The following is a 19,446-nucleotide window of genomic DNA, read 5'->3' on the forward strand; positions in this document are numbered from 1 at the left end:
GGGCCCGCCGGGCGCCCGGGCGGGCCTCCCGCCCGCGGCTCACCCGGCGGGCTGCTCGGCCGCGAGGTCGTGGTGGATCCGGTCCTGCGCGACCCCGGCCCGCAGCAGCACCCCGACGGCCCGGCGCACCATCGCCGCGGGCCCGCTCACGAAGGCGTCGTGGCCGTGCCAGGGCGCGTACCGGGAGACCACCTCGGGCAGCAGGCCGACCACCGCCTCTCCGGGCGCCGTGCCCGGCGACTCGACCACCGGGTGCACCTTCAGCCAGGGGTGCCTCCGGTCGAGCCGGCGCAGTTCCTCCAGGGCGTAGAGCTCGGGCAGGCTGCGGGCGCCGTAGAAGACCTCGACCGAGCGGCCGTTCACGCCGTACTCGGCGACCTCCTCCACCAGCGCGGCGAGCGGGGCGATCCCGGTGCCGCCACCCAGGCAGAGCAGATCCGCACCACGGGCGTGGTCGACGACCATCCCGCCCGTCGCCGGGCCCAGCCGCAGCACGTCCCCGGGCGCCGCCCGGCCGACCAGGGCGGTGCTCACCCAGCCCGCCTGCACGCCCTTGACGTGGAAGGTCAGCAGTCCGTCCGGGCGCGGCGCCCCGGCCAGCGAGTAGGGCCGCCAGACCCGCGGCCACCAGGGCGTCTCCACCGCCGCGTACTGGCCTGCACGGAACGGGTAGGGCTGGTCGGGCCGGACGGTGAGCACCGCGACGTCACCGGCCCGACGCTCGTGCGAGACGACCTCGGCGTGCCACCAGGCGGGCGCGGTGCGGGCGGACTCCTCAGCCGCCTCGATCATGATCCCGGAGACCAGCCGGTACACCCGGCGCCAGGCCAGCTCCGTCTCGCCGTCCCAGCGGTCGCCGGAGTACTTGGCGAGCGCGGCCACCAGGCACTCCCCCACCGGCGCGTAGTGCGCGGTCCGCACGCCGTACTTGCGGTGGGCGCGGCCGAGCCCGGTGAGGTACTCGGTGAGCTTCGCCGGCTCCCCGGCGCTGCGGGCGGCCGTCGTCAGCGCCCGGAACAACCGGTCGCGCTGCACGTCCATGGCGGCCGGGAAGAGCGCCCGGACCTCCGGGTGGTGGAGGAAGATCAGCGCGTAGAAGTGCGCGGTGGCACGGTCGGCGACCGGTTCGACGGCCGCCAGGCTGTCCCGGATCAGGGCGAGGTCGCGCAGGGTGGGCGGCAGCTCGGCCTCCGGGGACGCGATCCCCGGCAGCTGCCCGGGCGGCGGGACGGGGAGCGGTGCGCCCTCCGTCCAGGCCCGGCTCCAGTGGTCGCCGGGGCCGGACCGGTTGAGGGCGGGGGCGCCGGTGAACCGCGGTGCGGGCGGCGGCCCGGCCGGGGCGTCCGGGCCCGCGTCCGGGCGGCCGGGCGCCGGAATGCGCGGCGGCACCGCGGGCGGCGCCGGAACGGCGGGCAGGGCCGGCCGGGGCGCCGGACCGGGCTCGGCGGGGCCGGCCGAAGCGGACGGGAGCGCGGCGGGCGGGGCCGCCGGGGCGGGCGCCACGGGGACGGGCAGGGTGTCGGCCGTGGAGCCCGGGACGGCGGGGGTGGGGGCGGTGGATTCGGCCGGGGCCAGCCCCGGAACGGCGGACGGTCCGGCGGAGCCCGAGCCTGCTCTGACCCGCAGCGGACGTGCCCTCAATGCGACATGACGAGTACCCAAGAGAATCGTTTCGCTTCCGGTCGCCCTGCAGCCACGCGGCTGGCTTCTCTCTGCTGACGCCCTCAGCAGACTGGCACGGCCCGGATGCTCGTCCCACGAATCAACGGAACCCCGGACACACGACCGCGGGACGCGCTAGTCTCGCGCAACTCGCGCCCCCCGTCCCCCGGTGCGCGCCCGGGCGCCCGTGACCGGGCGCCCGCGGGACGTCGAGCGCCCTCCTGCATCCGCGCGCCGGGAACGCCGACGGGCCGGGCCCCGACAGGAGCCCGGCCCGGTGCGGGTCGGAGGCGATGCGCCGACGGACGGCGAACGGCTACAGCGTGCGCAGCAGCAGTCCCGGCTGCTCGACGCAGTCCGCGACGAAGCGCAGGAAGCCGCCGGCCGTACCGCCGTCGCAGACCCGGTGGTCGAAGGTGAACGACAGCTGGGTGACCTGCCGGACGGCGAGCTCGCCCTCGTGCACCCACGGCTTCGGCGTGATCCGGCCGACGCCGAGCATCGCCGCCTCCGGATGGTTGAGGATCGGCGTGGAGCCGTCCACCCCGAAGACCCCGTAGTTGTTCAGGGTGAAGGTGCCGCCGGTGAGTTCGGCCGGGGTGAGCGAACCGGCCCGGGCCGACTCGGTGAGCCGGGCGAGCTCGGCGGTGAGCTTCTCGGTGCCGAGCAGGTGGGCGTCGCGGACCACCGGGACGACCAGACCGCGGTCGCTCTGCGCGGCGAAGCCGAGGTGCACCACCCGGTGCCGGAGGATCTGCGAACCGTCCGGCGAGACGCTGGAGTTCAACTCGGGGAAGCGCTCCAGCGCGGCCGTGCAGATCCGGGCGAGCAGCGCCAGCACGCTGACCTTGGGGCCGGGGGCACGGTTCAACTGGGCGCGCAGTGCCATCAGTTCGGTGGCGTCGACGTCCACCCAGCAGGTGGCGGCCGGGATCTCCCGGTGGCTGCGGCCGAGCTTCTCGGCGATGGTGCGCCGCAGACCGCGCAGCGGGATCACCTCGGCGTCCCGGTCGGCCGGTGCCGCGGCCGGCACGGCCGCGGCGGGCGCGGCCGCGGCGGTGTCCACCGCACGCTGGACGTCCGCACGCATGATGAGCCCGTTCGGACCGCTGCCGGCCAGGGCGGCCAGGTCGATGCCGTGGTCCCGGGCCATCCGGCGCACCAGCGGCGAGATCACCGGCACCACGGCCGGGACGGCCGCCGCGACCGGTGCCGGGGCGGCCGGAACGGCCACCGGGACGGGAGCGGGCGCCTGGACGGCCGCGGACGCGGCGGCCCGGACCCGGGCCCGGCGGCTGCCGCGCGACTCGGCGACGCCGTAGCCGACCAGCGGGCGCTCCACCGGCTCGCCGGGGCCGCCCGCGGGCGCCGCGGCGGAGTCCGCCGCACCGGTGCCGCCGCTGCCGGAGACCGCGACGGTCACCAGCGGGGCGCCGACCGGCACCTCCTCGCCGACCTCGCCGAACAGGGCGGTGACCACGCCGCCGTACGGGCAGGGCACCTCCACCACGGCCTTGGCGGTCTCCACCTCGACCACCGGCTGGTCGACGGCGATGACCTCACCGACCTCGACCATCCACCGCACGACCTCGGCCCCGGTGAGACCCTCGCCGAGGTCGGGCAGGGTGAACTCGCGGACGACGGGCATCACAGTCACTCCTCCCACTGCAGCCGGGCGACCGCGTCCAGGATCCGGTCCACCCCGGGCAGGTGGTGGTGCTCCAGCATCGGCGCCGGGTAGGGGATGTCGAAGCCGCTGACCCGCAGCACGGGGGCGGCCAGGTGGTGGAAGCACTTCTCGGTGAGCCGGGCGGCGATCTCCGCGCCCGGGCCGGCGAAGCCGGTGGCCTCGTGGACGACGACGGCGCGGCCGACCGACCGGACGACCTCGCAGGCGGTCTCCTCGTCGAAGGGGACGAGCGAACGCAGGTCGAGCACCGCGAGGTCCCAGCCCTCGGCCTTGGCGGCCTCCGCGGCCTCCAGGCAGACCGGCAGCGAGGGACCGTAGGTGATCAGCACGGCGGAGCGGCCGGTGCGGCGCAGCACGGCCTTGCCGATCGGCTCGACGGGCGCCGCCGGGTCCCACTCTGACTTGCCCCAGTAGAGCCGCTTGGGCTCCAGGAAGACGACCGGGTCGTCGGAGGCGATGGCCTCGCGGAGCAGGCCGTAGGCGTCGTGGACGGTGGCCGGGGTGACCACGTGCAGACCGGGGGTCTGGACGTAGTACGCCTCGGAGGAGTCGCTGTGGTGCTCGACGCCGCCGATGCCGCCGCCGTAGGGGACGCGGACGGTGATCGGCAGCGGCAGCTTGCCTGCGGTGCGGTTGCGCATCTTGGCGACGTGCGAGAACAGCTGCTCCAGCGCCGGGTAGGCGAAGGCGTCGAACTGCATCTCCACGACCGGGCGCAGGCCGTACATGGCCATGCCGACCGCGGTGCCGAGGATGCCGGCCTCGGCGAGCGGGGTGTCCAGGCAGCGGTCCGGGCCGAACTCGGCGGTCAGGCCGTCGGTGATCCGGAAGACGCCGCCGAGCCTGCCGACGTCCTCGCCCATGACGTGCACGGTCGGGTCGGCCTGCATGGCGTCGCGCAGGGCCGCGTTGAGCGCCTGCGCCATGGTGCTGGTGCGGGCGGAGACAACTGTCGTCATCAGTGGTGCACCTCGGCCTCGGCGGCCAGTTCGGCGGCGAGCTGGGCGGCCTGCTCGCGCAGCTGCGGCGTGGGCTCGGCGTAGACGTGGGCGAAGAGCGACATCGGGTCGAGCTGCGGGTCCTCGTGGAACTCGGCGCGCATCCGGGCGGCCAGCGCCTCGGCCTCGTCGGCGGCCTCCTGGACGAGGGTGTCGTCGAGGAGGCCGAGCGGACGCAGGTGGCGTTCCATCAGCAGGATCGGGTCGTGCTCGCGCCAGGCGGCGACCTCGTCGTCCGTCCGGTAGCGGGTGGCGTCGTCGGCGTTGGTGTGCGCCTCGACGCGGTAGGTGAGCGCCTCGACGAGGGTCGGGCCGCCGCCGCCCCGGGCCCGCTCGAACGCCTCGGTGAGGACGGCGTGCACGGCGGGGGCGTCGTTGCCGTCGACCAGTCGGCCCGGCATGCCGTAGCCGACCGCCTTGTGGGCCAGGGTCGGGGCGGCGGACTGCTGGGTGAGCGGGACGGAGATCGCGTAGCCGTTGTTCTGGACGAGGAACACGACCGGGGCGTTCAGCACCGCGGCGAAGTTCAGCGCCTCGTGGAAGTCGCCCTCGCTGGTGCCGCCGTCGCCGAGCATGGCCAGCGCGACGACCGGGTCGCCGGCCAGCCGGGCCGCGTGGGCGAGGCCCACCGCGTGCGGGGCCTGGGTGGCGAGCGGGGTGGAGAGCGGGGCGGTGCGGGTGGCGCGCGGGTCGTAGCCGGTGTGGGCGTTGCCGCGCAGCAGGGTGAGGGCCTCCAGCGGGTCCACGCCGCGGGCGACCACGGCGAGGGTGTCGCGGTAGCTGGGGAACAGCCAGTCCTGCTCGCGCAGCGCCATCGCGGCCGCGACCTCACAGGCCTCCTGGCCGGTGGTGGCCGGGTAGACGGCGAGGCGGCCCTGCTTGGTGAGGGTGGTGGCCTGCTGGTTGTAGCGGCGGCCGACGACCAGGCGCCGGTACAGCTCGCGCAGCAGGGCCGGGTCGGTCTTCTCCAGTGCCGGGGTGCCCAGGACACGGAAGGGGGAGTCGTCCGGCAGCAGCGGGGCGGGGTCGGTCCGCGGGGCGGTGGCACCGGGCAGCCAGCCGGGTACGGCGGCTGTCTGGTGTCGGTGGTCGAGAACGGTCATCTCGGGGCACCTCCGGAGTGGTGGGGGCTCCCTACCGATTGTTCGGTCGTCTGTTCATCTTGACCAGATGTGCGACAGGGTGGTGGACAATCGGCCCGATCGGCGGTCGACTGGAGGCAGCACGTCCAATCAGGGAGGGTGGGGGGCCATGTCGGCTGAACAGACGTCCAGGCTCGACCGTGTCGACCGTGCGATCCTGCGGCTGCTGCAGCAGGACGGCCGCGCTTCGATCCGCTCGGTGGCCGAGCGGGTGCACGTCTCCCGGGCCAACGCCTACGCCCGGATCTCCAGGATGGTCGAGGAGGGCGTCATCCGCGGCTTCACCGCGCGGGTGGACCACGAGAAGTCCGGGCAGGGCGCGTCCGCCTACATCACGCTGAAGATCGTCCAGAACTCCTGGCGGACGATCCGCGAACAGTTGCTGGGGCTGCCCGGGGTCGCGCACATCGCGCTGGTCGGCGGCGAGTACGACGTGCTGATGCTGGTGCACACCGCCGACAACCGGGCCCTGCGGGAGCTGGTGCTCAACCGCATCCAGGCGATCCCGGACGTCCTGGGCACCCAGACCATGCTGGTCTTCGAGGAGAGCGACCAAGTCCCCCCGGACGCCTGAACCGGGCACCACCGGGGCAGCCGCTCAGGGACGCGTGGGGGCACCTCCCGGCCGAAGGCCGGGGAGAACTGCGCAGGCCGGGGCCGGTGATCGCAACAGTTGCGGCCGGCCCCCGACCCGTACGGTGAGCCCCATCCGGATTGCACAGTTCCCCGCGCCCCTGGGTGGCCCGCCCCGGATCGCCCGCCCTACCGCGCGCGGAGGCCGTCGAAGGCGAGGTGGGCGACGGCGTCGGCGACGCCGTCCGCCCCGCGGGTGCCGGGCCGGTACCACTCCACGATGGAGTTGATCATGCCGAAGAGCAGCCGGGTGGCCAGCCGGGGCTCGACGTCCGACCGCAGTTCGCCGGCGGCGACCGCGGCCCTGAGCAGTTCGGCGACCCGGTGGTCGAAGTCGCGGCGGCGCTCCAGCGCCCACTGCTCGGTGGCGGTGTTGCCGCGGACCCGCAGCAGCAGGGTCACGTAGGGGAGTTCGGAGAGGAGCACCTCGGTGGTGCGGCGCACCACGTGCTCCAGCCGGTCCACCGGCTTGCCGGTCTCGGCGGCGGGCTCCTCCAGGATGCCGAAGAGGGCGTCCAGCGCGCGCCCGACGGCCAGCCGCAGCAGTTCCTCCTTGCCGCGGACGTGGTGGTAGATCGAGGACTTGGAGATCCCGGCGGCCCGGGAGAGGTCCTCCATCGAGGTGCCGTCGTACCCGCGCTCGTTGAAGACCCGGACCGTCACGGCGAGCAGCGATTCGACGGTGTAGGCGGTACGGGGGGTGTTCTCGGCCATGGGCACGAGTATCCCCGGCGTCCGGGTGCCGCCTCCGCGCGGGGTGGCGGCGACGGCGGCCGACGGGACCGCCGGACGGGCGCCTACCCAAACGGCCGGCAGGCTGGCCTGAATTCCGGTGTTCCGCCCCCGCAGGGCCGCATAAGGTCCATTTCTCGGGGGGACGTAGACGAACCGGAATATCCGGAACGGGTCCTTCAGCATTTCTTTCAACCCATCACCGGAAAGGCTCTTCCATGACGAACTGGATGCGGCGCGCCGCCACCCTCTCGGCCGGTCTGGTGCTCGCCGGCGGTGCCGCCATGGCGACCGCCCCCACCGCGTCCGCACTGGTCAGCGGCCAGCTGCACCCCGCCAGCTCGGGCAAGTGCCTCGGCGTCTACGGGATGTCGACCGAGAACGGCACGGACGCCGTCCAGTGGGACTGCAACGGCAATGCCGACCAGCGCTGGAGCTACTCCGGCGTCGGCGGCGGCTACTACACCATCACCAACGCGAATTCCGGCAAGTGCCTCGGCGTCTACGGGATGGACCAGAAGAACGGCGCCGTGGCGGTCCAGTGGGACTGCAACGGCAACCCCGACCAGCAGTGGTACATCGACTCGGTCGGCAACGGCGCCGCCCACCTGATCAACCGCAACTCCGGCAAGTGCCTGGGCATCTACGGCGGCGACACCGCGAACGGCACCGTCGCCGTGCAGTGGGACTGCAACGGCAATCCCGACCAGGTCTGGTACTCCTGACGCCCCGCCCGCGGCCGGCCCGGGGCGTGCCCGCGAGGGTGCCCCGACCGGCCGGCCGCGGGCCTTCGGAGCGCTCGGGGGCGGGCGGTAGACTCCGCCGCGCCACCCGCATGCGGCGGGGTGACCGGCGACGGAGGACCGACGTCCATGAGCGCGATACCTGACACCGCGGTGCCGCGTCAGCGGCCCGCCGCCGACCCGGTGGGCGCCGGTCCGGTGCCGGCGGGTGCGGAGGACCGCGGCGACCGGCGGCCCCCGCAGCCGCTGCGCGGCGCGTTCGGCTCGGCGGCGGCGCGCTTCGGACCGGCGCTCGGGCTGTTCGGCGCGGTCAAGCTGATCGGTTTCGCCGTCTTCATGATGCTGCTGGAGTCGTCCGGCAAGTTCCGCGAGCAGTCGCCGCGGTTCGGCGGCGGCGCGCACCCGTGGGACGTGGTCGGCTCCTGGGACGGCTGGTGGTACCGGCAGATCGCGGAGATCGGCTACGACCCCAAGCTGATACCGGACCCGGGCGGGTTCTTCCCCGTCCACCAGGACTCCTCGGCGTTCTTCCCGCTGTACCCGGGCCTCGTCCGGCTGGTGTCGGACGGCACCGGCCTCGGGCTGTACGGCGCGGGCATGCTCGTCTCGGTGGTCTCCTCCTTCGTGGCCGCGGCCGGCATCCACGCGGTGGCGGCGCACCTCGGCGGCAGGCGGGCCGGCGTGATCGCCGCGGCGGTCTGGGGCGCCTTCCCCGGGGCGGGCGTCGAGTGGGCGGTGTACACGGAGTCGCTGTTCGTGGCGCTGGCCTCGTGGGCCTGCTACTTCACGATCACCCGGCAGTGGTCGCAGGCCGCGCTGGTGGCCTTCGTCGCGGGGCTGAGCCGGCCGACCTCGATGACGCTGATCGCCGGTGTCGCGCTCTCCGCGGCCGTCGCGCTGTTCCGGCGCCGGGAGGAGGGCGTGGCCGGGCCGCTGACGGCGATCCTGCTGCCCCCGCTGAGCTTCTTCGGCTACATCGGCTGGGTGGGCTGGCGGATGGGGCACCTGGACGGCTACCTCACCCTGCAGCGCTACGGCTGGCTGCACTTCTTCGACTGGGGCTCGTACACGAGCACGGCCGTCTCCAACATCCTGGTCGGCGAGACCGCCTACCTCTTCCCGTACCCGACCGAGGACCTGGTCGCCGTCCTGGTGCTGTTCGCGCTGCCCTGCCTGCTGGTGCCGTTCCTGTCCCGGCGGCCGCCGCTGGTGCTGGTGGTCTACACGCTGGGGACGCTGGTGCTGGCCCTGGGCAGCCAGCAGATGTTCGGCACGCTCTCCCGCTTCGTGCTGCCGGTGTTCCCGCTGGCGATCCCGGTGGCGCTCGGGCTGCGGCGGCTCAGCCTGCCGTCGCTGGCGGTGGTGCTGGGCGTGGCCGGCGTCGCGTCCGGCTGGTACGCCGGCTACGTGATCTTCGAGCTGGGCATTCCATAACCGCGGAGGCGGCCGGGCGGCGGGCGGCCGCGCCCTCTTGTCCCGACCGATCGTTCGGTTACTCTTTGGGGTGTCCCGCCCGCCCCTGTGAGGAGCGCACCATGGCTGCTGCGACCCCCGACCTCAAGGTCGCCGACCTGATCGAACGCCACCAGGACACCCTCGACCGCGCGCTCACCGCGATGGCCGAGCGCGACTACTGGTCGCCCTACCCCGAGTTCCCCAAGGCGTACGGCGAGACCGGCGCCGAGGACGGCAAGGCGGCCTTCGACGCCCTGCTCGGCAACGTGTTCGCGGTCGAGGGCCAGCCCACCGACGGCGACCTGGTCGGCGGCGAGACCTCCCCGTACGGCATCGAGCTCGGCGTCAGCTACCCGCACACCGAGCCCGGCGCGCTGATCGAGGCGCTGGAGGCGGCCCGCCCGGCGTGGGCGGCGGCCGGCCCGGCGGCCCGCGCGGCGGTCTGCCTGGAGATCCTGGCCCGGATCAACGCCCGCTCGCACGAGTTCGCGCACGCGGTGATGCACACCACCGGCCAGGCCTTCGGCATGGCCTTCCAGGCCGGCGGCCCGCACGCCCAGGACCGCGGCCTGGAGGCCGTCGCGTACGCCTACGCCGAGCAGACCCGGCTGCCGCAGAGCGCCGGCTGGACGAAGCCGCAGGGCAAGCGCGAGCCGCTGCAGATGGTCAAGGAGTTCACCGTGGTGCCGCGCGGCACCGCGCTGCTGATCGGCTGCAACACCTTCCCGACCTGGAACGGCTTCCCCGGCCTGTTCGCCTCGCTGGCCACCGGCAACGCCGTGCTGGTCAAGCCGCACCCGCGGGCGGTGCTGCCGCTGGCGCTGACCGTCCGGATCTCCCGCGAGGTGCTCGCCGAGGCCGGCTTCGACCCGAACCTGGTGTGCCTGGCCGCCGAGCACGAGGGCGGCACCGCCGCGCAGGTGCTGGCCGTCCGCCCCGAGGTCAAGGTCATCGACTACACCGGTTCGACCTCCTTCGGCGACTGGCTGGAGGACAACGCCCGCCAGGCCCTCGTCTACACCGAGAAGGCCGGCGTCAACACCGTGCTGGTCGACTCCACCGACGACTACCGCGGCATGCTGAACAACCTGGCGTTCTCGCTGTCCCTGTACAGCGGCCAGATGTGCACCACCCCGCAGAACCTGCTGATCCCGCGCACCGGCATCGCCACCGACCAGGGCGACAAGTCCTACGACGAGGTGGTCGCCGACCTGGCCGCCGCCGTCGACGGGCTGCTCTCGGACGACGCCCGCGCGGCCGCCATCCTCGGCGCGGTGGTCAACCCGGGCGTGCTGCAGCGCACCGCCCAGGCCGCCGGCGGCGAGTTCGGCGAACTCGCGCTCGCCCCGCGGCCGGTGTCCTCCGCCGAGTTCCCCGGCGCGACCATCCGCACGCCCGCCCTGGTCAAGGCCGACGCCGACAAGCCGGACGACCGGGCGGCCTTCCTGGACGAGCAGTTCGGCCCGATCTCCTTCACCGTCGCGGTGGAGAACACCGCGGCCGGCATCGAGCTGCTGCGCCGCAGCGTCCGCGAGCAGGGCGCGATGACCGTCGGCGCCTACACCACCTCCCCCGAGGTGGAGCAGGCCCTGGTCCAGGCCTGCCTGGACTCCGGCGTCTCGCTCTCGCTGAACCTCACCGGCGGGGTCTACGTCAACCAGACCGCCGCCTTCTCCGACCTGCACGGCACGGGTGCCAACCCGGCCGCCAACTCGGCCTACTGCGACGGCGCGTTCGTCGCCGGCCGGTTCCGCACGGTGGAGGTCCGCCGGCACAGCTGATCCGGCGTCCGGCACGGTCCGGCGGCCCGCTCCCGCACCGCGGGGGCGGGCCGCCGGTCTTCCCCGGCCCGCCGCCTCACCGGCGGGCCCGCCGCGGGTTGAACACCCAGACCCGCAGCAGCACGAAGCGCACCAGGGTGGCCAGCGCGTTGGCGGCGACCAGGGCGGCCAGCTCGGCGGAGTGCCCGGCGGCCGGGGCGGCCGCCCCGAGCAGGGCGATCGCCCCGCTGCTGAGCACCAGCCCGATGACGAAGGCGATCCCGCCCTCGATCTGGTGCTTGAGCGCGTCCCGCCGGCCCGTCACCCCGAAGGTGAAGCGGCGGTTCGCGGCGGTGTTGAACACCGCGGTGACGGCCAGCGCCAGGAAGTTGGCGGCCAGCGCCGGCACCAGCTGACGCATCCCCAGGTAGAGCAGCACGTAGGCGAGCGTGGACACCGTGCCGACCACGGCGAAGCTCGCGAGCTGCCAGCCGAGGCCCGGCGGCAGCCGGTCCTGCCCGGGCCGCTCGGGCGGCTGCACCACGCCGGCGCCGGACAGCGAGCGGCGGGCGACCCTGGCCATGCCCCGGAGGTCGTCGAGGGCGGTGCGGACGATGTCCACCCGGCTGTCCGGGTCGTCCACCCAGTCCACCGGGACCTCGTGGATCCGCATCCCGGACCGCTCGGCGAGCAGCAGCAGCTCGGTGTCGAAGAACCAGGCGTTGTCCTCGACCTCGCCCAGCAGCTGCTTCACCACCGCGGTGCGGCCCGCCTTGAAGCCGCACTGGGCGTCGGAGAACTTGGCCGCCATGGTCGCCCGCAGCAGCAGGTTGTAGGTGCGGGAGATGAACTCCCGCTTGGGCCCGCGCACGACCGCCGAGCCGCGGTGCAGCCGGCTGCCGATGGCGAGGTCGCTGTGGCCGGAGAGCAACGGCGCCACCAGCGGCAGGAAGGCCTCCAGGCCGGTGGAGAGGTCGACGTCCATGTAGGCGACGACGTCGGCGTCGCTGTCGCCCCAGACCTGCCGCAGTGCGCGGCCGCGGCCCTTGAGGTCCAGGTGGACGGCGGTGACCCGGGGGACCTCCTCGGCGAGGGCGGTCGCGACCTGCCAGGTGCCGTCGGTGGAGGCGTTGTCGGCGACGGTGATCCGGTAGGGGTAGGGGAAGGTCCCGGAGAGGTAGGCGTGCAGCCGCCGGACACACCGCTCCAGGGTGTGCTCCTCGTTGTAGACCGGGACGACCACCTCGACCAGGCTCGTCCGTACCGTGCCACCGCCCGGAGCGGTGTCGGCCGGGATCGTTGCGGGCTCTGTCATGCCAAAGAGGCTCACAGCGGCTGATGGGCCCGGGATGATGGGAGGGTGAGAGCGGACTGAGAACCGCGCAGCCCGCTCGCCGTACCACCAACGGGAGATGACACATGGCTGACAGGCAGCTCGACTCCGATGTCGTGGTCGTCGGCGCAGGCCCCACCGGCCTGCTGCTGGCCGGCGACCTGGCGGCGGCGGGGGTCCGGGTGACGGTGCTGGAGAAGCGCGGCGCCGAGTCCAACCTGACCCGGGCGTTCGCGGTGCACGCCCGGACCCTGGAGCAGTTGGACGCCAGAGGGCTGGCCGACGACCTGATCGCGACCGGGACACCGCTGTCCTCGCTGCGGCTGTTCGGCAGGGTCCGGGTGGAGCTCGGCGACCTGCCGACCCGCTTCCCCTTCGTGCTGATCACCCCGCAGTCGAACACCGAGCGGCTGCTGCAGGAGCGGGCGCTGAAGGCCGGCGCGGTGATCCGCCGGGGCGCCGAGGTGGTGGGGCTGCGGCAGGACGCCGCCGGGGTGCGCCTGGACGTCCGCGAGGACGGCGGCACCGCCTCGTACCGGGCCGCCTACGCGGTCGGCACGGACGGCGTGCACAGCACCGTCCGCGACCTGCTGGGTCTGCCCTTCCCGGGCACCTCGGTGGTGGACTCGGTGATGCTCGCGGACGCCCGGCTGGAGAAGGCGCCGGAGGAGGTCCTCACGGTCGGCGCCAACGAGGCGGGCTTCGCCTTCGTCGCGCCGTTCGGCGACGGCTGGTACCGGGTGATCGCCTGGGACCGGCACCGCGGCCTGCCGGACGCCGCCCCGGTGGACCCGGCCGAACTCACCGGGCTGCTGCGCGCGGTGCTGGGCACCGACCACGGACTCCACGACATCCGCTGGTCCTCCCGCTTCCACAGCGACGAGCGGCAGGTGCCGACCTACCGCTCCGGCCGGGTCTTCCTCGCCGGCGACGCGGCGCACTGCCACTCGCCGGCCGGCGGGCAGGGCATGAACACCGGCCTCCAGGACGCCGCCAACCTGGGCTGGAAGCTCGCCGGCGCGGTGCAGGGCTGGGCGCCGGACGCCCTGCTCGACACCTACCAGAGCGAGCGCCACCCGGTCGGGAAGGCCGTGCTGCGCAGCTCGGGCGCGCTGATCCGGGTGGCGCTGGCGCAGTCCCTGCCGGCCCGGGTGGCGGGCGGGGTGCTGACCGCGGCGGCGGACCGGCTCGGCCCGCTCACCCGGTTCGGCGCGCGGGCGGTCTCCGGCCTCGCGGTGGCGTACCCGCCGGCCGGGGAGGCGCACCCGCTGGTCGGCCGGCGCATCCCCGACCTGCGGCTGGCGGTGGACGAGCCCGGGGGTGCGCCGCGGCTGTACGAGGCGCTGCGCGGCGGCCGCGCGGTGCTGGTCTCCAACGACGAGCAGCCGTACGCCGACCAGTGGGCCGGCCGGGTGGTGACGGCGGCCCCCGCCGACCCGCACGGCAAGCTGCGCGACACCGTCCTGCTGGTCCGCCCGGACGGCTACGCGGCCTGGGCCGCGGTCGACCCCACCCGCACCGAGGTCCGCACCGCCCTCACCGCGCTGCTCGGCCGTCCCGCCCAGCCGTAGGGCCGGGGGCGTCCCACGGTGCGCCCGTGCGCCCGCCGGCCGTCCGCTCGTAATGGCGGGCGGCTTTCGAGCGGTTCCCGCAGAGCGCCATCGAGCACCACCGCCGGCGCCCGTTCTGCGATGTGTCGAAGAAGTGCAGAATGCACGCCGGGTGTGCGCACTGCTTGATGCGGTGCGCGCCCCGGCGCAGCAGCGAGAGGTAGTCGTCGGCGGCGAGCCAGGCGGCGAGCTGCTGCGGCGGGTCGGCCTCGGCGGCCTCGGCGGGGCCGTCCGGGCCGAGGCTGTGCCGGAGCCTGCCGTGCGCGAGGACGGCGTTCAGTGCGGCGGCGCCCTCGGCCGAGCCGGGGTCGGCCACGAGCAGGTCGAGGGCGCCGCGGGCGGCCTTCACCGCGGTCAGCGAGGCCTCGTCGGCGGGGCAGCGGTCGGCGAGGCCGGCCGAGGAGAGCCAGATGCGGTAGCCGTCGAGGTCGGCCAGGAGGTCCTGCTGCCCGGCGCCGCGCCAGCGGGTGTTCAGCAGATCGAGGGCGAGCGGTTCGCCGATCAGCGGTCGCGGGTCGCGGGGGTCAGCCATGCCGCCGAGTGTAGTGCGGCACCGCCGGACGCCATTCACTGTATGAATTCACATCCATTCTGTTGATGGATCCGAATTCCACACTTGACTGTTTTTTAGCAAGCGATTGCTGCCGCATGGGCCCATTCCTGGGTGCTTTCTGGGAACTTCGTGCAAGCGTTTTCGAACCCGGAACGCCCCACACCTTCCGGAGGACCCCGTGCGACCCCGCTCGCTCGCTCTTTCCGCGGCCATAGCCGTCCTGCCCCTGACCGTGGTTTCGCTGGGCGTCTCCACCGCCCAGGCCGCGCCGACCCCGCAGGCCGCCTCCCGGGTGGCCCTGCCGAACACCGTGACCCCGGCGGTGGCCCGCTCGCAGAAGCAGGGCGACCTGCCCGCCGACCGGACGATGTCCGTCTCGGTGAACCTGAAGCTGCGCAACACCGCCGACCTCGACCGCTTCCTGAAGGCGGTCAGCACGCCCGGCACCCCGGAGTACGGCCGCTACCTGACGCCGGCACAGTTCACCGCGCTGTACGGCCCGACCGAGGCGGACGTGGCGAAGGTCCGCGCCTACCTCACCGGCCAGGGCCTGACGGTCGACTCGGTGAGCGCCAACCGCCAGGTGGTGAACGTCCGAGGCACCGCGGCGCAGGTCGCGAAGGCCTTCGGCACCCACGAGAGCTCGTACAGCGACCCGCAGCAGGGCGGGCGCACCTTCTTCGCCAACGACGCGGCGGCCAGCGTGCCGGCCGAGCTGGCCGGCACGGTCGAGGGCGTCTCCGGCCTCGACAACCACACCGTGCGCACCTCACGCGCCGTCAAGCCGAAGGCGGTCGCCCCCCACGCGACGCCGAGCGGCTTCGGTCCGGCGCAGTACGACGGCGCCTACCGGCTCGACAAGGTCGGCGCGGACGGCACCGGTACGACCGTCGCCCTCTGGGAGTTCGACGGCTACAGCTCCACCAACCTGCGCACCTACGACAGCCAGTACGGCCTGACCGGCCCGGCGGTCTCCACCGTCTCGGTGGACGGCGCCAACTACGACGCCAAGCCGGGCGACGGCCAGGGCGAGGTCGAGCTGGACAGCGAGATCGTCCGCGGCGTCGCCCCGAAGGCCACCCAGCTGGTCTACGAGGCCCCCAACAGCGACCAGGGCGAGATCGACATGGCCGCCCAGATCGTCTCGGAGAACCGGGTCTCGGTCATCTCGATCTCCTGGGGCTCCTGCGAGCCGGACACCACCGCGTCCTCGATGACCGCGGTGAACAACTCCTTCAAGCAGGCCGCCGCCCAGGGCATCTCGATCTTCTCGGCCTCCGGCGACGACGGCTCCCGCGACTGCACCCGCTCGACCAGCGGCTCCACCGTGAAGGCGGTCGACTTCCCGGCGTCCAGCCCGTACAACACCGGCGTCGGCGGCACCAACCTCAAGGTGAGCGGCAACGCGTACTCCTCGGAGAGCGCCTGGAGCACCGCGGGCGGCGGCGTCTCCACCCAGTTCGCCAAGCCGAGCTGGCAGACCGGCACCGGCGTCACCGGCACCATGCGCACCGTGCCGGACATCGCCTCCAACGCCGACCCGGCGAGCGGCTTCGCGATCTACACCACGGGCGGCTGGCAGGTCTACGGCGGCACCTCCGCCGCGGCCCCGCTGTGGTCCGGCTACACCGCGCTGTTCAACCAGAAGGCCAAGGCTGCCGGCCAGGCCGTGCTCGGCGAGGCCAACCCGAAGCTCTACTCGCTGGCCAACTCCAGCAGCTACGGCACCGTGCTGCACGACGTCACCACCGGCAAGAACCAGGACTTCTCCACCAAGACCGGCTACGACCAGGTCACCGGCTGGGGCACCCCGGTCGCCGACTCGCTGACCACCGCCCTGCTCGGCGGCACCACCCCGCCGCCCACCGGCGGCTGCACCTCCGCCCAGCTGCTCGGCAACGCCGGCTTCGAGACCGGCACCGCCGCGCCGTGGACGGCCTCCTCCGGCGTCGTCGACAACAGCGCCTCCGAGGCCGCGCACGGCGGCTCCTGGAAGGCGTGGATGGACGGCTACGGCTCCGCCCACACCGACTCGGTCTCGCAGACCGTGTCGATCCCGGCCGGCTGCAAGGCGACCTTCACCTTCTGGCTGCACGTGGACACCGCCGAGACCGGCAGCACCGCCTACGACAAGCTGACCGTCGCGGCCGGCTCGACCACCCTGGCCACCTACTCGAACGCGAACGCCGCGAGCGGCTACGTGCAGAAGTCCTTCGACCTGTCGGCCTTCGCCGGGCAGACCGTGACGCTGAAGTTCACCGGCACCGAGGACTCCTCGCTGCAGACCAGCTTCGTCGTGGACGACACCGCGCTCACCGTCTCCTGACACCCCCCTCGCCCCGGCCGGCGCGGACCTCTCCCGGTCCGCGCCGGCCGCACTGTTGCGACTGTGTTTCTATCCGCCGTGAACTGGGACTTTCTTGTCGTGACCACTGTCATATGTCCGAGTTGATGACGTAACCTCTCGACGGTGCGTAGGGTGTGCCCCCAGCTCGGTGTGGCAGCCCGATCACGGAACGCTGGGCCGACGCCGCCGAACTCGCCTGGTGGGGGAGGTATCCGGATGAGTTCTCAGCAGCCGCAGCACGCGGGTCGGCTCAGGCTGGTCGGTGAGCGCGACGCGGGGCCGGCGTACGGCCGGCCGCGGCCGAACGGCGACCGGGCCGCGGCGCCCCCGCCCGCCCGCACGCCCGGGCAGCCCCCCGCACCGGCCCAGGTCCCGCCCCAGCCCGCGCCGCAGGCGCCCGCCGCCGGTGCGCTCGGCTTCGCCGAGGTGCTGAACGCGGCGATCGAGGCCAGCGGGCTCAGCCTCGACCGGATCCGCGCCGCCCTCGCCCACCAGGGCGTCAGGATCAGCGTCACCACCCTCAGTTACTGGCGGCGCGGCCGCAGCCAGCCCGAACGAGCGGCCTCGCTGCGCGCCGTCCACCTGTTGGAGGAGCTGCTGGCGCTGCGCCGCGGCACCCTCTCCTCGCTGCTCGGGCCGCCCCGCCCGCGCGGCCGCTGGATCGCCCCGACCACCCACGACGCCCTGCGGGTGGAACAGGTCTGGCCGGGCGAGCAGGAGATCGCCGAGGTCTTCGAGGAGCTGGACGCCCCGCCCACCGGGGACCTGGAGCGCCTCTCCATCCACGACGCGTACTTCGTCGACGCCAACCGCCGCGGCCACCTGCTGAGGATGCGCCAGGTGGTGCGGGCCACCGTCGGCGGGGTGGCCCGCTGCGTGGTGGTGCACAAGGCGGACGAGGGCGCCGTGGGCTGCCCCGAGATCACCTCCGTCCGGCACGCCCGGCTCGGCCGGGTCCGGCGCCGTCCGGAGAGCGGCCTGCTCGTCGCCGAGCTGCTGCTGGACCGTCCGCTGGCGCTCGGCGACTCCACCGTCTTCGAGTACGAGGTGGACATCCCGGACACCGGCCCGACCAGCGACTACGGCCGCTTCTTCGCCGTGCCGGTCCGCGAGTACGTGCTGCAGGTGCACTTCGACCCGGCGGCCGTCCCCGCGCACTGCGAGCGCTTCGAGCGCGAGCCGGCCGCCGAGGTCGACCGCAAGCGCGAGCAGCTGTGGATCGGCGCCTCGGCCAGCGCCCACGTGCTGGCCCCGGACCAGCCCCCGGGCCAGGTCGGCATCCGCTGGCAGTGGGAGTAGCCGGATTATCTAACCATTACACGACCACATACCGGTTTGCGTCCCGATCTTCTAACCCGTACTGTCCCGAAGTACCGGTTAGACGACCGGGCCGTCCCCTCTTCCGGGAGTGATGCGTCGTGTCCACCGCCGCCCTTGCCCCACGCACCCTGCAGACCGGCCACGTCGGGCTGAACGTCACCGACCTGACCCGCTCGGTCGCCTTCTACCGGCGCCTGCTCGGCCTCGACGTGGCCGCCGCGAGCGACGAGCCCGGCCGCCGCCACGCCCTGCTCGGCCGCGACGGCACCCTGGTGCTCACCCTCTGGGAGCAGAGCACCGGCAGCTTCGCCCCCGGCGCCCCCGGGCTGCACCACCTCTCCTTCCGGGTGGACTCGGTCGAGGAGGTCCGGGCCGCCGAGGCCGTCCTCAAGGAGCTCGGCGCCGACTTCGCCCACGAGGGGGTCGTCCCGCACCGCGAGGGCGCCGACTCGGGCGGTGTCTTCTTCACCGACCCGGACGGCATCCGGCTGGAGATCTTCACCCCCGCCGGGGTGGCCGGGACCGGGGCCACCGCGCCCGACACCACCGCCCCCACCTGCGGATTCTTCTAGGAGTCGGGATGTGGCACGCGGGCGAGCGCGCCGTCCAGCGGCGCACCGGGCAGCAGGAGCGGGCCGAGCACACCGGCCGGTCGATCGGGCGCACGATCCCGCCGGTCGCAGCCCGCTTCCTCACCGAGCGGCGGACGATCGTGGTCGGCGCCGCCGACCCTGCCGGGCGGATCTGGGCCACCCAGCTCGCCGGTCCGCCCGGCTTCGTCCGCGCCGACGGCGACCGCGCCGTGCTGGTGGCCGCCCGGCCGGCCCCCGGCGACCCGCTCGCCGAGGTGCTGGCCGGGCCGGCGGAGGTCGGCACCATCGCGCTGGACGCGGCCGGGCGGCGCCGGATGCGGCTCAACGGCCGCTCCGAGCCGGACGGCCCGGACGGCCTGCGGATCAGCGCCGAGCAGGTGTACGCCAACTGCCCCAAGTACATCCAGCGGCGCAGCCCGCGCGAGCTGCCGGCCGCCGAGCCCGTCGCCACCGCGGGCGACCGGCTGACGCTGCCCCGGCAGCTCGCCGTCGCCGCCGCCGACACCTTCTTCCTGGCCACCGCCGGCCCGGACGGCCGGGTGGACGCCTCGCACCGCGGCGGCTTCCCCGGCTTCGTCGAGGTGCTGGGGCCGAACCGACTGCGCTGGGCGGAGTACGCGGGCAACAGCATGTTCATGAGCCTCGGGAACCTGGAGCTCGACCCGGCGGCCGGCCTGCTGCTGCCCGACTGGGACACCGGCGACGCCCTGCTGCTCACCGGCCGTGCCGAGGTCGACTGGTCCGACCCGTCCGCCCCGGTCGTCGACTACACCGTCCTCCGCACGGTCGACCTGACCCATGCCGTACCGCTCACCTGGACGGCCCCCGAGTTCTCCCCGGCGCTCCCCCACCCGGTCTCCCGCCCGGTCCGCTGA

Annotated in this window: 16 protein-coding genes; 9 read left to right on the forward strand and 7 right to left on the reverse strand. The window is 74.1% G+C overall.

Annotated elements, in window-relative coordinates; genetic code table 11:
* Positions 1-39: 39 nt before the first annotated feature.
* The 4 genes from AB0442_RS30540 to pdhA form a co-directional block, all read right to left on the reverse strand.
* Positions 40-1,641, reverse strand: a complete 1,602-nt coding sequence (locus AB0442_RS30540) for a globin domain-containing protein (protein ID WP_366166867.1) — start codon at positions 1,639-1,641, stop codon at positions 40-42.
* Between the two features lie 337 nt (positions 1,642-1,978).
* Positions 1,979-3,310 carry a dihydrolipoamide acetyltransferase family protein gene (locus AB0442_RS30545; protein ID WP_366166868.1) on the reverse strand — a complete coding sequence of 444 codons (1,332 nt, stop codon included), beginning with the start codon at positions 3,308-3,310 and terminating at the stop codon, positions 1,979-1,981.
* Between the two features lie 5 nt (positions 3,311-3,315).
* Positions 3,316-4,311 (reverse strand): alpha-ketoacid dehydrogenase subunit beta, encoded by a 996-nt coding sequence (locus tag AB0442_RS30550; RefSeq protein WP_263104355.1) that lies wholly within the window; start codon positions 4,309-4,311, stop codon positions 3,316-3,318.
* A complete protein-coding gene (gene pdhA / locus AB0442_RS30555) occupies positions 4,311-5,453 on the reverse strand; it encodes a pyruvate dehydrogenase (acetyl-transferring) E1 component subunit alpha (protein ID WP_366166869.1) in 1,143 nt (380 codons plus the stop codon). The genes AB0442_RS30550 and pdhA overlap by 1 nt, the downstream gene beginning before the upstream one ends.
* Positions 5,454-5,601: 148 nt before the next feature.
* On the opposite strand from pdhA, the gene AB0442_RS30560 reads away from it, so the two are divergent.
* A complete protein-coding gene (locus AB0442_RS30560) occupies positions 5,602-6,066 on the forward strand; it encodes an Lrp/AsnC family transcriptional regulator (protein ID WP_344623056.1) in 465 nt (154 codons plus the stop codon).
* A gap of 188 nt (positions 6,067-6,254) precedes the next feature.
* On the opposite strand, the gene AB0442_RS30565 is transcribed toward AB0442_RS30560, so the two are convergent.
* Positions 6,255-6,839, reverse strand: a complete 585-nt coding sequence (locus AB0442_RS30565) for a TetR/AcrR family transcriptional regulator (RefSeq protein WP_344623055.1) — start codon at positions 6,837-6,839, stop codon at positions 6,255-6,257.
* Positions 6,840-7,075: 236 nt separating this feature from the next.
* Between AB0442_RS30565 and AB0442_RS30570 the strand changes: the two genes are divergently transcribed.
* From AB0442_RS30570 to paaN, 3 genes are all read left to right on the forward strand, one after another.
* The gene (locus AB0442_RS30570) at positions 7,076-7,582 is read left to right on the forward strand and encodes an RICIN domain-containing protein (protein WP_366166870.1); all 507 of its coding nucleotides are present in this window, start codon (positions 7,076-7,078) and stop codon (positions 7,580-7,582) included.
* A 147-nt stretch (positions 7,583-7,729) separates the two neighbouring features.
* Positions 7,730-9,034, forward strand: coding sequence for a hypothetical protein (locus tag AB0442_RS30575; protein ID WP_366166871.1), 1,305 nt, complete (start codon positions 7,730-7,732; stop codon positions 9,032-9,034).
* Between the two features lie 101 nt (positions 9,035-9,135).
* On the forward strand, positions 9,136-10,836 hold the full coding sequence (gene paaN / locus AB0442_RS30580) for a phenylacetic acid degradation protein PaaN (protein ID WP_366166872.1): 1,701 nt from the start codon (positions 9,136-9,138) through the stop codon (positions 10,834-10,836).
* 76 nt (positions 10,837-10,912) lie between these two features.
* On the opposite strand, the gene AB0442_RS30585 is transcribed toward paaN, so the two are convergent.
* The gene (locus tag AB0442_RS30585) at positions 10,913-12,130 is read right to left on the reverse strand and encodes a dolichyl-phosphate beta-glucosyltransferase (protein ID WP_366166873.1); all 1,218 of its coding nucleotides are present in this window, start codon (positions 12,128-12,130) and stop codon (positions 10,913-10,915) included.
* Positions 12,131-12,234: 104 nt separating this feature from the next.
* Between AB0442_RS30585 and AB0442_RS30590 the strand changes: the two genes are divergently transcribed.
* A complete protein-coding gene (locus tag AB0442_RS30590; protein ID WP_366166874.1) occupies positions 12,235-13,719 on the forward strand; it encodes an FAD-dependent monooxygenase in 1,485 nt (494 codons plus the stop codon).
* Here the strand turns inward: AB0442_RS30590 and AB0442_RS30595 are convergent.
* On the reverse strand, positions 13,685-14,290 hold the full coding sequence (locus AB0442_RS30595) for a CGNR zinc finger domain-containing protein (protein WP_366166875.1): 606 nt from the start codon (positions 14,288-14,290) through the stop codon (positions 13,685-13,687). The two genes, AB0442_RS30590 and AB0442_RS30595, sit on opposite strands and share 35 nt — an antisense overlap.
* Positions 14,291-14,489: 199 nt before the next feature.
* On the opposite strand from AB0442_RS30595, the gene AB0442_RS30600 reads away from it, so the two are divergent.
* The 4 genes from AB0442_RS30600 (at position 14,490) to AB0442_RS30615 (ending at position 19,446) form a co-directional block, all read left to right on the forward strand.
* Positions 14,490-16,637, forward strand: coding sequence for a protease pro-enzyme activation domain-containing protein (locus AB0442_RS30600; protein WP_366166876.1), 2,148 nt, complete (start codon positions 14,490-14,492; stop codon positions 16,635-16,637).
* 237 nt (positions 16,638-16,874) lie between these two features.
* A complete protein-coding gene (locus AB0442_RS30605; protein WP_366166877.1) occupies positions 16,875-17,957 on the forward strand; it encodes a hypothetical protein in 1,083 nt (360 codons plus the stop codon).
* Positions 17,958-18,076: 119 nt separating this feature from the next.
* Positions 18,077-18,550 carry a VOC family protein gene (locus AB0442_RS30610; RefSeq protein WP_366166878.1) on the forward strand — a complete coding sequence of 158 codons (474 nt, stop codon included), beginning with the start codon at positions 18,077-18,079 and terminating at the stop codon, positions 18,548-18,550.
* An 8-nt stretch (positions 18,551-18,558) separates the two neighbouring features.
* Entirely contained in the window at positions 18,559-19,446 is an 888-nt protein-coding gene (locus AB0442_RS30615; RefSeq protein WP_366166879.1) for a pyridoxamine 5'-phosphate oxidase family protein, read from the forward strand.

The sequence above is a fragment of the Kitasatospora sp. NPDC085895 genome, assembly GCF_040702125.1.
Lineage (GTDB): Bacteria > Actinomycetota > Actinomycetes > Streptomycetales > Streptomycetaceae > Kitasatospora > Kitasatospora arboriphila.